At 69.3% G+C, this 12112-nt stretch carries 14 protein-coding genes, 8 tRNA genes and 1 riboswitch; of the genes, 15 read left to right on the plus strand and 7 right to left on the minus strand.

From position 1 onward, the window contains the following. Nucleotides 1–101: 101 nt before the first annotated feature. From AB5L97_RS08765 to AB5L97_RS08795, 7 genes are all read right to left on the minus strand, one after another. Nucleotides 102–173: transfer RNA gene (locus tag AB5L97_RS08765), tRNA-Val, on the minus strand. A gap of 22 nt (nt 174–195) precedes the next feature. Next, a tRNA-Gly gene (locus AB5L97_RS08770) sits at nt 196–268 on the minus strand. A gap of 23 nt (nt 269–291) precedes the next feature. After that, nucleotides 292–363 (minus strand) — tRNA-Val (locus AB5L97_RS08775). Between the two features lie 22 nt (nt 364–385). Then, nucleotides 386–458: transfer RNA gene (locus tag AB5L97_RS08780), tRNA-Gly, on the minus strand. 23 nt (nt 459–481) lie between these two features. After that, nucleotides 482–553: transfer RNA gene (locus AB5L97_RS08785), tRNA-Val, on the minus strand. Between the two features lie 31 nt (nt 554–584). Beyond that, a tRNA-Cys gene (locus AB5L97_RS08790) sits at nt 585–655 on the minus strand. A 38-nt stretch (nt 656–693) separates the two neighbouring features. Then, nucleotides 694–766: transfer RNA gene (locus tag AB5L97_RS08795), tRNA-Gly, on the minus strand. A 225-nt stretch (nt 767–991) separates the two neighbouring features. Between AB5L97_RS08795 and AB5L97_RS08800 the strand changes: the two genes are divergently transcribed. The 15 genes from AB5L97_RS08800 (at nt 992) to hisF (ending at nt 12099) form a co-directional block, all read left to right on the plus strand. After that, nucleotides 992–1063, plus strand: a tRNA-Val gene (locus AB5L97_RS08800). A 135-nt stretch (nt 1064–1198) separates the two neighbouring features. After that, the gene (locus AB5L97_RS08805; protein WP_369047218.1) at nt 1199–2059 is read left to right on the plus strand and encodes a cytochrome; all 861 of its coding nucleotides are present in this window, start codon (nt 1199–1201) and stop codon (nt 2057–2059) included. A gap of 100 nt (nt 2060–2159) precedes the next feature. After that, a complete protein-coding gene (gene def, locus AB5L97_RS08810) occupies nt 2160–2756 on the plus strand; it encodes a peptide deformylase (RefSeq protein WP_369047219.1) in 597 nt (198 codons plus the stop codon). After that, a complete protein-coding gene (gene fmt / locus AB5L97_RS08815) occupies nt 2753–3673 on the plus strand; it encodes a methionyl-tRNA formyltransferase (RefSeq protein ID WP_369047220.1) in 921 nt (306 codons plus the stop codon). The genes def and fmt overlap by 4 nt, the downstream gene beginning before the upstream one ends. Continuing rightward, entirely contained in the window at nt 3670–5253 is a 1584-nt protein-coding gene (locus AB5L97_RS08820; RefSeq protein ID WP_369047221.1) for an RsmB/NOP family class I SAM-dependent RNA methyltransferase, read from the plus strand. The genes fmt and AB5L97_RS08820 overlap by 4 nt, the downstream gene beginning before the upstream one ends. Then, on the plus strand, nt 5250–5930 hold the full coding sequence (rpe, locus tag AB5L97_RS08825) for a ribulose-phosphate 3-epimerase (RefSeq protein WP_369047222.1): 681 nt from the start codon (nt 5250–5252) through the stop codon (nt 5928–5930). The genes AB5L97_RS08820 and rpe overlap by 4 nt, the downstream gene beginning before the upstream one ends. 124 nt (nt 5931–6054) lie before the next feature. Next, nucleotides 6055–6195, plus strand: a riboswitch (FMN riboswitch). An 80-nt stretch (nt 6196–6275) separates the two neighbouring features. After that, a complete protein-coding gene (locus tag AB5L97_RS08830; RefSeq protein WP_369047223.1) occupies nt 6276–6419 on the plus strand; it encodes a hypothetical protein in 144 nt (47 codons plus the stop codon). Beyond that, the gene (gene ribD / locus AB5L97_RS08835; RefSeq protein ID WP_369047224.1) at nt 6416–7510 is read left to right on the plus strand and encodes a bifunctional diaminohydroxyphosphoribosylaminopyrimidine deaminase/5-amino-6-(5-phosphoribosylamino)uracil reductase RibD; all 1095 of its coding nucleotides are present in this window, start codon (nt 6416–6418) and stop codon (nt 7508–7510) included. The genes AB5L97_RS08830 and ribD overlap by 4 nt, the downstream gene beginning before the upstream one ends. Next, nucleotides 7510–8133 carry a riboflavin synthase gene (locus AB5L97_RS08840; protein ID WP_369047225.1) on the plus strand — a complete coding sequence of 208 codons (624 nt, stop codon included), beginning with the start codon at nt 7510–7512 and terminating at the stop codon, nt 8131–8133. The genes ribD and AB5L97_RS08840 overlap by 1 nt, the downstream gene beginning before the upstream one ends. Further along, nucleotides 8130–8783 carry a 3,4-dihydroxy-2-butanone-4-phosphate synthase gene (gene ribB / locus AB5L97_RS08845; protein WP_307956518.1) on the plus strand — a complete coding sequence of 218 codons (654 nt, stop codon included), beginning with the start codon at nt 8130–8132 and terminating at the stop codon, nt 8781–8783. Before AB5L97_RS08840 ends, ribB begins: the two co-directional genes overlap by 4 nt. Beyond that, nucleotides 8780–9463, plus strand: coding sequence for a GTP cyclohydrolase II (gene ribA / locus AB5L97_RS08850; protein ID WP_369047226.1), 684 nt, complete (start codon nt 8780–8782; stop codon nt 9461–9463). Before ribB ends, ribA begins: the two co-directional genes overlap by 4 nt. 91 nt (nt 9464–9554) lie before the next feature. After that, the gene (gene ribH / locus AB5L97_RS08855) at nt 9555–10028 is read left to right on the plus strand and encodes a 6,7-dimethyl-8-ribityllumazine synthase (protein ID WP_369047227.1); all 474 of its coding nucleotides are present in this window, start codon (nt 9555–9557) and stop codon (nt 10026–10028) included. 87 nt (nt 10029–10115) lie between these two features. Then, nucleotides 10116–10379 (plus strand): phosphoribosyl-ATP diphosphatase, encoded by a 264-nt coding sequence (locus AB5L97_RS08860; protein ID WP_307956515.1) that lies wholly within the window; start codon nt 10116–10118, stop codon nt 10377–10379. 84 nt (nt 10380–10463) lie between these two features. Then, on the plus strand, nt 10464–11312 hold the full coding sequence (hisG, locus tag AB5L97_RS08865; protein WP_307956514.1) for an ATP phosphoribosyltransferase: 849 nt from the start codon (nt 10464–10466) through the stop codon (nt 11310–11312). A 13-nt stretch (nt 11313–11325) separates the two neighbouring features. Beyond that, on the plus strand, nt 11326–12099 hold the full coding sequence (gene hisF, locus AB5L97_RS08870) for an imidazole glycerol phosphate synthase subunit HisF (RefSeq protein ID WP_307956513.1): 774 nt from the start codon (nt 11326–11328) through the stop codon (nt 12097–12099). The last annotated feature ends 13 nt before the right edge of the window (nt 12100–12112 follow it).

The raw sequence follows: 12112 nt of genomic DNA on the forward strand, positions 1-12112 counted from the left end.
GCTGTCAGCGGACGGCCGGGAGCGGCGCGGCGCGTGGCCGCCGACAGGTGGGAGACTTCGGGGCGGCGGGTATGACGCGAGTTTCGTCGCCGTTGGGTCCGTGGGCGATACTGGGATCGAACCAGTGACCTCTTCCGTGTCAGGGAAGCGCGCTACCGCTGCGCCAATCGCCCGTGTTCAATTGTGAGGTTCCTGAGCGGACGACGAGACTCGAACTCGCGACATCCACCTTGGCAAGGTGGTGCTCTACCAACTGAGCTACGTCCGCAGGGGGAGCGCAGGGCTCCTCCGTGGGCGATACTGGGATCGAACCAGTGACCTCTTCCGTGTCAGGGAAGCGCGCTACCGCTGCGCCAATCGCCCGTGTTCAATTGTGAGGTTCCTGAGCGGACGACGAGACTCGAACTCGCGACATCCACCTTGGCAAGGTGGTGCTCTACCAACTGAGCTACGTCCGCAGGGGGAGCGCAGGGCTCCTCCGTGGGCGATACTGGGATCGAACCAGTGACCTCTTCCGTGTCAGGGAAGCGCGCTACCGCTGCGCCAATCGCCCTCACTCCCGTGAGGAAGCAGGTTGTCCACCGAGGTGGGGACGGGATTCGAACCCGCGTATACGGCTTTGCAGGCCGCTGCCTCGCCTCTCGGCCACCCCACCGTGTAGGCATCACGAAGATGCTTCGACAGTGTCCTGCGAGCGGACGACGAGACTCGAACTCGCGACATCCACCTTGGCAAGGTGGTGCTCTACCAACTGAGCTACGTCCGCAGGGTGTTCCAGTGCGCTCGGCCAGAAGAGACTCCCAGGGGATCTCTTTTCCGGCTCCAAGGCGCGCTTCAACGAGTAACGACTTTATCGGACCGCTAGGCAATGCACAAATCCGCGCGGCCCCTTCTGGAAGGTCGCGATGCGCCCTCGGGATTTGGCGGCCGGGGCGCTTCTGGGCTAGAGTCGGATAGCGCCGCAGGCCGGTAGGACCGTGCTGGTGGCAGCGGGCGATTGGCGCAGTGGTAGCGCGCTTCGTTCACACCGAAGAGGTCACTGGTTCGAACCCAGTATCGCCCACGTTCAGGACCCCCGGACCGCGTCCGGGGGTCCTGTTGCTTTTCCCAGGCCCGCCGGGCCGCGCCGGCAGGCCAGGACTCCGGCGTCTAGCGTGCTCGTCCGTAGACTGTCGGACCGTCGTGAAAGGGTGGCCGCATGACAGCCCCGGAACTCGCAGTAGCCTCCCCTGACGGGTTCGGACGCATGTACCGGCGTTCGTCCCATGAACCGCCCACCGTGCCGTCAATCACCACGGTCATCGCACAGCAGCCAGTCGAACTCGACGGCTGGCGCAGCTATATGGCGGCGAAGCACGTCGCGGACCATCCCGACCTCCGGGATGTGCTCGCGGACCCCGCGCAGATGCGCCGGCTCGTGCGGACCGCAGTGGATGCCTCCGAGGCTTATGCACGCTCCGCGGCCGAGCGCGGGGACCGGGTCCATTCCTATGGCGAGCAGCTTGCCCTGCGCGCGCTCGGGCGCCAACATCGCGTCGAGGAGACGCGGGGAGCGCTCCGGGAGCATGGGGAGGAGGGGTTTGCTGAGAGCATGGACCGCTGGTGGGAGACGTTCGAGGTCGAGCCCCTCGCGGCGGAGCTCACGGTATGGAATCACACCCTCGGCTATGCGGGCACCCTCGATCTTGTGGCACGGATCAACGGCCGCGTGTGCCTCGTGGACTACAAGACGAAGGGAACCTCGCGCGACGGCCGAGTCAAGGCGCTCGACGACAAGGTCGCCATGCAGCTCGTCGCGGGCATGAAGGCCGAGGAGAGCCTTGTCGATGCCGAAGCCGGCACGTGGGAGCCCTGGGCCCACGGCGAGGATCCGCTGCTCATCGCTGTCGCCGTGGGGGAGACCGAGTACGCGGCCGTCCGGGTGAACCCCGACGTGCGGCGGCACCACTGGCTGACCTTCTGCCAGCTGCGGCGCGTGTGGGGGGCACGGGTTGACGCTGCGTCTGCCGGGCACACCTTGCTGCCGCTTCCCCCGCCCCCTGGCGCGTCGGCGTCGTGAGCCCGCCCGCCTAGACTTGAGGGGCATTCACACGGTGCCCAGCTCTTCCCGTACCCACAAGTGCTTGGTGTACGCAGTCCGCCCGAGAAAGGCATCCGCCATGGCCGTCTTGCCCATCAGGATCATCGGCGACCCCGTGCTCCGCACGGTCGCGGAGCCCGTGACGGACTTCGGCCCCGTCCTCAAGCGCCTCGTCGACGACATGCTCGAGACGATGGAGGACGTCGAGGGCGCAGGCCTCGCGGCCCCACAGGTGGGCGTGAGCCAGCGGGTCTTCACCTACCAGATGGCTGGCGAGCGCGGTCATGTGGTCAATCCCGTCCTGACGCTCTCGGAGGATTTCCAGGACGATGCGATCGAAGGGTGCCTGAGCATCCCCGGCGTGGCGTTCCCCGTCCGACGCCGGGCGCGCGCCAAGGTTGCAGGGTTCGACGTCGATGGAAATCCGGTCGAGTTCGAGGCCGACGGACTGCTCGCACGCATCGCCCAGCACGAGACGGACCATCTCGACGGCGTCCTGTTCCCGGACCGGCTCGAGGGCGAAGACCGTCGGGCTGCCCTGCGGTCTATGCGGTCCATCAACTACAACTCCACGGTCGATGCGACCCTGGCCAAGCGCTCCGGCCACGTCGGCTCCGCCTTCGGGGCCGGGCCGGTGGCACCGGGAGCCTCATTCGGGGCAGGCGCCCGCACATGAGGATCGTCTTCGCGGGAACGCCGCAAGTGGCGGTACCGTCCATGGACCGACTCGTCGAGGCCGGCCACGAGATCGTCGGCGTGCTCACACGGCCCGACGCACCAGTCGGCCGCAGGCGGGTCCTCACGCCGTCGCCGGTCGCCGCCCGGGCCGAGGCCCTCGGCCTACCGCTGCTCAAGGCCAGCCGCGTCACGGACGAGGCCACGGCACAACTCGCCGCCTGGAACCCTGACGCCGCGGCGATCGTGGCGTACGGCGGGATCATTCCGCCCGCCGCCCTCGCTGTGCCCGCCCACGGCTGGATCAACCTGCACTTCTCGCTGCTGCCTGCATGGCGCGGAGCGGCCCCGCTCCAGTACTCCGTCATCCACGGCGATGACGTGGTCGGCGCCAGCACGTTCCGGCTCGAGGAGGGCCTCGACACCGGACCTGTCTACGGGACCCTCGTCCTCACGCCAGGACCGGAGGCCACAAGCGGTGAGCTCCTTGCCGAGCTCGCCGAGAGCGGGGCCGAACTTCTCGCCCAGACCATCTCGGGTATTGACGCCGGGCGCCTGGAGCCCCGTCCCCAGACCGGCGAGCCGACGTACGCCCCGAAGCTCACCCTCGACGACGGACGACTCGAGTGGAGCCTCCCGGCGGTCGCGCTGCACCGCCGTGCCCGCGGGGTCACTCCTGAGCCGGGCGCGTGGACGCTCCTTGACGGAGCGCGGCTGAAGCTCGCGCCGCCCCGACTCAGGCCGGACATCCAGGGTGTCCCTCCGGGCAGACTGGCCTGGGCGGGCAGGGCAGTCGTCGTGGGAACCGGCACTCACGCGCTCGAGCTCACGCGGGTCCAGCCCTCCGGGAAGAAGATGATGCCCGCGTCAGATTGGGCCCGCGGAGCGGGAGACATCGAAGGGACGGTTCTGGGATGAGCGAACGCGGGGAACCACGCGACCGGGGGAGGGCTCGGTCCGGAGGCGACGGCGAGCGCCGTCGGGACCCTCGTCGGGACGCCCAGGGCCGGGAGCGCAACCGTGGCGGGGCCGCACCGCGCCGCTTCAGCGAGCAGGCTCCGAGCCAGCGCTCGCGCGCGGCGGACCCGGCGCGGCTCGTGGCGTTCGAGGTGCTGCGCGCAGTCTCGCGGGACGACGCCTACGCGAACCTCGTCCTGCCCCAGCGGATCCGCCATCATCGATTGGACCGCCGGGACGCAGGGTTCGCAACGGAGCTCGCCTACGGAGCCCTGCGCGGCCAGGGGACGTATGACGCGATCCTTGCCCTGAACGTCGACCGTCCGCTGGGCCAGCTCGATCCCGCCGTCCTGGACGTCCTGCGTCTCGGTACCCATCAGCTCCTCGGGATGCGCGTCCCGCCGCACGCCGCACTCAACCAGACTGTTGCGCTCACCCGGGCCGTCGTGGGCGCAGGTCCGGCCTCACTGGTCAACGCCGTGCTCCGGCGCGTCAGCGAGAAGGAGCTCGACGAATGGCTCGCCGAGCTCGAGTCGGCGCAGCCGGATGCGACGGAACGGGACGCACTGAGGTACTCCCACCCGGGGTGGATCGTGCGCGCCCTGAGGCAGTCCCTCGCGGCCCACGGCCGCGGTGCGGATGAGATCTCGGACCTGCTCGAGGCGGACAACGCGGCGCCCGTGGTCAATCTCGTGGCGCTTCCGGGCATCGGGACGCTTGACGAAGCACTCGAGGGGGGTGCCCGCACCGGCGACCTCGTCGAAGGGTCAGCGCTGTCTGGCGGAGGCGACCTCGGACGGTGGTCCGCGGTACGTGACGGGACACTGCGCGTGCAGGACGTCGGTTCGCAGCTCGTGGCCCGTGCTGTCGCCGCCGCACCATTGGATGAACCCCCGCAGGACTCCGGGCGCAGGCCCGAGCGATGGCTCGACCTGTGCGCCGGGCCAGGCGGGAAGGCCGCGCTGCTCGGTGCCCTTGCAGCCGAGCGCGGCGCCACCCTGTTTGCCAACGAGGTGCTGCCGCACCGGGCCGAGCTCGTCCGCAAGGCCCTGCACCCGGTTCCCGCGGACGCGTGGGAGGTCCACACCGGCGATGGACGCACCCTCGGGACCGAGCATCCGGGTCAGTTCGACCGGGTGATCGCCGACGTCCCGTGCACGGGCCTAGGCGCCCTCCGCCGGCGCCCCGAGTCGCGGTGGCGCCGCTCGCCCAATGACCTCGCAGAGCTCGGCCCGCTCCAGCGGGCCCTCCTCGAGTCGGCGATTGATGCGACGGCTCCCGGCGGCGTGGTGGGCTACGTGACGTGTTCCCCCCACCCCGCGGAGACTACCGTGGTCGTCGCGGATGCCCTCAGACGGCGCGACGACATCGAGCTCCTCGACGCGGGAGCCGCCCTCGACGCCGTCGCGCTCCACCCGCTTGGAGCCGGCCACGACGGCACAGCCCAGCTCTGGCCGCACATCCACGCCACCGATGCGATGTTCCTGGCCCTGTTCCGCAAGCTGCCGGCCGCCACGCGTCTGGCGGACCGTCGTCGATGAAGGAGTCCCCAGTGACCTGCTGCATCCACCCGAGCATCCTCTCGGCCGACTTCGTCAATCTCGAGGCGGAGCTTGCGAGGATCTCCACGGCGGACGCCGTGCACGTCGATGTCATGGACAACCACTTCGTGCCGAACCTCACCCTCGGCCTCCCCATCGTCGAGCGGATCCAGGCCGTCAGCCCGATCCCGCTCGATGCGCACCTGATGATTGCCGACGCCGACCGGTGGGCACCGCTGTACGCGGACTTGGGCCTCGCATCTGTCACCTTCCACGCCGAGGCTGCCACGGCACCCATCAAGCTCGCGCGCGAGCTGCGGGCGAGGGGCTCGAGGGCGGGAATGGCCCTGCGCCCGGCGACCGCCGTCGAGCCCTACCTCGACATGCTGGGCGAACTCGACCTGCTGCTGATCATGACCGTCGAGCCGGGGTTCGGAGGGCAGTCCTTCCTCGATGTCACGCTGCCGAAGATTCGGCGCGCCCGCGCCGCGGTTGACGGCTCAGACGCGAAGGTGGCCATCCAGGTCGACGGCGGCATCTCCGCTGCGACCATCGAGCGGGCGGCGGAAGCCGGCGCCGACGTGTTCGTCGCGGGCTCGGCGGTCTACGGCGCGCAGGACCCGGCGGACGCCATTCGCCGGCTTCGCGGGCTTGCAGTGAGCGCGTCCAAGGCCTGAGGCCGCCCTTCGGGGCTTATTGTGACTGTCCGCACTTCACCACTGCGCGGCGTGTGGCACAATGTAGATGGCCGTTTGGTTGAACTGTCATTAAACACTTGACCAGACGCCTGTACCAATGAAGAACGTGCTCCGGGGTCGGTGAAAGTCCGAACCGGCGGTGATAGTCCGCGACCCGGCATCCTGCTTGTCACAGAGCGGGAGGCTGGTTGAGCCGGTGGAATTCCGGCACCGACAGTCAAAGTCTGGATGGGAGAAGCACGTGCAGTCCGCGGTGCGCCGAATGTGGCGTATCGCTTCTGTCGCAACCCCGGAGCCGCTGCGGTGAAGGGAAGGATGGTTGCGATGGACTTCATGCAGTGGCTCTTGACAGCGCAGATCCCCGTGGGGGGATCCAAGCTGCTGCTCCGCGAGGTGGTCGGAAAAGACTCCGGTCTCGCGATGGCCCTTGGCGGCATGCCCCGCCATGAGGCGGTGGTGGTCGTATGAGGGCCGCGGACACGACCCTTGCGGTCGTCGACGCCGATCTGACATTCATGGACCAGGCTCTTGCCCTCGCTGCGCGCGGCGTGCGGGGGGCCAACCCGCTCGTGGGAGCGGTCGCCGTCGGCCGCGACGGTGCGGTCCTCGCGACGGGCTGGCACCGGGGTGCCGGGACCTCCCACGCCGAGGCGGATGCGATCGCCACTGCGGCGCGCGAGGGCACAGACCTTGCCGGCGCCACCATGTATGTGACGCTCGAGCCCTGCAACCACACAGGGCGCACCGGACCGTGCGCACAGGCACTCATAGCGGCACAGGTCTCCCGTGTCGTGTACGCGATCGACGATCCGCACGCCGCCGCGAGCGGTGGTGCCGAGACGCTCCGCGCGGCCGGCATCGAAGTGGTCAAGGGCGTACGCTCCGACGAGGCGACCGAACTCAATCGTCGGTGGCTGGGCGCTGTCTCGTCACGCCGCCCCTTCGTGACACTCCACCTCGCGCAGACGCTCGACTCGCGGATTGCCGCCGAGGACGGCACGAGCCAGTGGATCACCTGCCCGCAGTCCCTTGCGGACAATCACGCCACACGCTCGCTGATCGACGCCATTCTCGTCGGCAGCCAGACGGTGGCCGTGGACAACCCGAGGCTCACGGCCCGGGACACTGACGGTTCCCTCCTGGCCCACCAGCCGCTGCGGGCCGTCATGGGACTGCGCGACGTCCCTGAGGGCGCCGCAGTCCGCGGAACCGACGGGAAGTTCGTGCACCTGCGCACGCAGGACCCGGCGGAGGCGCTCGAGACGCTCTTCAGCCTCGGCGTCCGCCACGTCATGGTCGAGGGCGGCGCGCGCATTATCGCCGCGTTCCTCGGCGCGAGCCTCGTCGACGAGCTCATCGTCTACCAGGCCCCCACGATCCTGGGCTCGGGCAAGAACGCCGTGAGTGACATCGGCGTGCACACGCTCGCCGACGCCCAGCACTGGGACTGGGACGAGTCGGACGGTGGCGCCGTACGGCGGCTGGGCAACGACCTCAGGCTCCACCTCTTCCCGGCCGCCGCGCCGGCTACCACCCTGTCATCCAAGGAGATCCACTGATGTTCACCGGAATCATCGCCGAGCGCGGCACGATCGAAGAGGTCCACAGCAGCGGCGAGAGCGCCGTCCTGACGCTCACTGCCCCGACGCTCGCCCGGGACCTGCCGCTCGGCGGTTCGATCGCCGTCGACGGCTGCTGCCTCACTGCCGTCACGAATGACGGGCACCGGTTCACCGTCGACGTCATGGGGGAGTCCCTCGTCCGGACCACGATCGGTGGGCGCAAGGCCGGAGACCAGGTCAATCTCGAGCGCTGCGTCCCTGCTGGCGGGCGTCTCGACGGGCACGTGGTGCAGGGACACGTCGACGGTGTCGGCACCCTTCTCGAGCGGGAGCCGCTCGAGAACTGGAACCGCCTGCGGTTCTCCGTTCCGGCGGACCTTGCAAAGTACATCGCCGAGAAGGGCTCCATCGCGGTCGACGGTGTGTCACTGACAGTGACGGCCGTCAGCGAGGCCGGCGCGGAGTCCCCGTGGTTCGAAGTGGGACTCATCCCAGCGAGCCTCGCGGAGACCGGCCTTGGCGCGAAGCCCTTGGGCGGCGCGGTGAACCTCGAGGTCGACGTGCTCGCTAAGTACACGGCCCGCCTCCTTGCCTTCGACGGACAGGGGGCCCAGCGATGACCGATACGCTGCACGGCATCAGGCTCGAACCGGTCCAGGCCGCCGTCGATGCACTCCGGGACGGTCGGCCGGTCCTTGTCGTCGACGACGAGGACCGCGAGAACGAGGGCGACATTATCTTCGCCGCCCAGCACGCGACCCCGGCGCTCATGGGCTGGACCATCCGCTACTCGTCCGGCGTGATCTGCGTGCCCATGCCGGGGGAGACGGCTGAACGGCTCGAGCTCCCGCCCATGGTGGAGGTCAACCAGGACGCCAAGGGGACCGCCTACACCGTCTCGTGCGACCTGCGCGCGGGAATCACCACGGGCATCAGCGCGACGGACCGCGCGAACACCGTCGCGGCCCTCGCGGACGCCACGTCGGCTCCCTCCGACTTCACCCGGCCGGGGCATATTTTCCCGCTGCGTGCGGTTGACGGAGGTGTACTGGTCCGTCAGGGCCACACCGAGGCGGCGGTGGAGCTGTGCCGTCTCGCAGGTCTCGCCCCTGTGGGGGTGATCGCCGAAGTGGTGCATGACGACGGCGAGATGATGCGGCTTCCAGCGCTGCGGGGGTTCGCGGACGAGCACGGCTGCCCGCTCATCTCGATCGAGGACCTCGTGGACTACGTGGCCGCCAGGCGGACCGCGCAAGGAGGAGAGCGATGAGCAAGAGTCCTTCCCCGACACCGGCGGCGCGCCCCCAACATCCCCACCCGGTCTCGGGGGGCCCGATCGTGAAGCTGCCCACGGCATTCGGCGATTTCGTCGCCCAGGCGTGGACTGACGAGGAGACAGGGGCCGAGCACCTGGCGGTGAGCTCGCCCGAGCCGCCCGCGGCGGGTGTTGCGCCCCTCGTGAGGCTGCACTCGGAATGCCTCACGGGTGACGTCTTCGGGTCCTACCGGTGCGACTGCGGCGAGCAGCTCGCCTATGCGCTGGGGCTCATCGGTGCCGAGGGCGGAACGCTCCTGTACCTGCGCGGCCAGGAAGGCCGCGGCATCGGACTCGCGAACAAGATCAAGGCGTATGCCCTCCAGGAGGCCGGCTTCGACACGGTTGAGGCCAACGAGCAGCTTGGACTGCCGGTGGATGCCCGCTCCTACAGGGCCGCGGCCCAGATCCTCGCCGAGATGGGCCTGACGCACATTCGGCTTCTGAGCAACAATCCCGACAAGAAGCGGCGTCTGGCGAAGGCCGGCGTGCACGTGGTCGAGATGGTCCCGACCGAGGTGCCCTCGCGCGTCGAGAATCTCCGCTACCTGCAGACCAAGAGGGACCGCATGGACCACCTGCTCCAACTCGCTGCCGAACCGGCCGGCCTTCGGGCCATCGGCGAGGCCGACTGACGGCGCCTGGCCCTGTCAACTGGCCCCGCTCGCGCTCGACCCACGATACCATCCCCCCAAGACCCAACCCCAGACGAAGGAACCATTCTGCATGAGCGGCTACGGCGCCCCCACCCTGTCCCTTGAGAACCCCGAGCTTGCAACGCTTCGGCTCGCCGTCGTCGCTGCAAGCTGGCACACGCAGATCATGGACGGTCTCCTCGACGGCGCCCTGCGCGCCGCGGAGGAGGCGGGAATCGCCTCGCCGACCGTCGTCCGCGTCCCCGGCAGCTTCGAGCTGCCGGTGGCCGCCGGGAAGCTCGCCGAGACGCACGACGCCGTGGTCGCGCTCGGCGTCGTCATCCGTGGCGGGACGCCGCATTTCGAGTACGTGTGCGAGGCCGCGACGATGGGCCTCACCGACGTGAGCGTGCGCACCGGCGTGCCCGTGGGCTTCGGCGTGCTCACGTGCGACACCGAGGAGCAGGGGATCGAGCGCGCCGGCCTCCCGGGCTCGAAGGAGGACAAGGGCCACGAGGCGACGACGGCGGCGCTGCTCACCGCGGCGACCCTCCGCGCGCTCTGACGGGGCATGTCGTCTTTGTCACACGGGGTCGGTCACATGGCTGGCCCCGGTGCGGGCCTACTCTCGGCCTCCAGTAGTCTTGAGCCCGTGAAGGATTTCGAGACACTGTTCGCCGAGCTCAGCGAGAAGGCCCAGACCCGTCCGGCCGGCTCGCGCACCGTCGCCGAACTGGAGTCCGGAGTGCACGGCATCGGCAAGAAGATCGTCGAAGAGGCCGCCGAGGTGTGGATGGCCGCCGAGTACGAGTCGGACGAAGAGGCCGCGGAGGAGATCTCGCAGCTGCTCTACCACGTCCAGGTGCTCATGATCGCGAAGGGCATGTCGCTCGCGGACGTGTACAGGCACCTCTAGCCGCGCGCGCCCACGGGCGCCGCGGCGAGAGAGAAGCCAGTGGCAGCAACAGCCAGTACCGCACCAAGACCAGAGAAAGCCCTCATGCTCCGTGTAGCCGTCCCGAACAAGGGATCCCTGTCAGAAGCCGCGACCTCCATGCTGTCCGAGGCCGGATACCGCCAGCGCCGCGAAGGCGGCCGCGAACTCGTCATGGTCGATCCTGACAACGACATCGAGTTCTTCTACCTCCGTCCCCGTGACATCGCGGTCTACGTGGGCCGTGGAACCCTTGATGTGGGCATCACGGGCCGTGACCTCCTCCTCGACTCGGAGGTCGAGGCCGAGGAACTCCTCGGTCTAGGCTTCGCGGCCTCGACGTTCCGCTTCGCAGCCCCCGTCGGGGCGTTCTCCACCCTCGCGGACCTCGAGGGCAAGCGCATCGCGACGAGCTACGACGGACTCGTTCGCCGCTACCTCGGTGAGCGCGGGATCGAGGCGTCGCGCGTCGTCCGGCTCGACGGCGCCGTCGAATCCTCGGTGCGGCTCGGCGTCGCCGACGCGATTGCCGACGTCGTCGAGACCGGCAGCACGCTCAAGGCCGCGGGCATGGAGGTGTTCGGGGAGCCGCTGCTCCAGTCCGAGGCCGTCCTGATCGGCCGCACTGGCCACACGCTGCCGGCGATCGAGGTGCTCATCCGCCGCCTCCAGGGTGTCCTCGTGGCGCGTCAGTACGTCCTCATGGACTATGACGTCCGCAAGGACCTCGTCGAGCAGGCCGCAGCGCTCACGCCGGGCCTCGAGTCCCCGACTGTCTCCCCGCTGCGCGACTCGGAGTGGGTTGCCGTGCGCTCTATGGTCCCCAAGCGCGAGACCAATCGGATCATGGACGAGCTGTACGACCTCGGCGCCCGCGCCATTCTCGTCAGCAGCATCCACGCCTGCCGCATCTAGGGGAGGTACACGCATGTCCGTCGCCATCCGCGTCATTCCGTGCCTCGACGTCGACGCCGGCCGCGTCGTCAAGGGCGTGAACTTCCTGAACCTCCGTGACGCCGGTGATCCAGTCGAGCTTGCCCACCGCTACGACAACGCTGGCGCCGACGAGCTGACGTTCCTCGACGTCACCGCGTCCTCGTCAGACCGGCAGACCACGTTCGACGTCGTGCGCCGCACCGCCGAGGAAGTCTTCATCCCGCTCACCGTCGGCGGTGGCGTGAGGGGAGTGGACGACGTCGACCGCCTCCTCCGTGAGGGCGCGGACAAGGCGTCGATCAACACGGCGGCCATTGCGCGGCCCGGCGTGATCGATGAGATCACCCGCCATTTCGGATCGCAGGTGCTCGTGCTCTCGGTCGATGCGCGCCGGGTCCAGGGCGAGACGATGACGCCGTCGGGCTTCGAGGTCACGACCCACGGCGGCCGCAAGGGCACGGGGATCGATGCCGTGGCGTGGGCCAAGGAGGCCGCAGATCGGGGCGTGGGGGAGATCCTGCTCAACTCGATCGACGCGGACGGCACGAAGGAGGGGTTCGACCTCGAGCTGATCCGCCTGATCCGCGCGGCCGTCAGGGTCCCGATCATCGCTTCGGGCGGTGCCGGTGAGCCCGGGCACTTCCCGCCGGCGATCGAGGCCGGGGCGGATGCCGTTCTCGCCGCGTCGATGTTCCATTTCGGCCCCGCGGACATGATCGGCCAGGTCAAGGCCGCGATCCGTGAGGCTGGCTACGCCGTCCGCTGACGCTGGTTCCGCC

Source organism: Sinomonas sp. P10A9, from assembly GCF_041022165.1.
Lineage (GTDB): Bacteria > Actinomycetota > Actinomycetes > Actinomycetales > Micrococcaceae > Sinomonas > Sinomonas puerhi.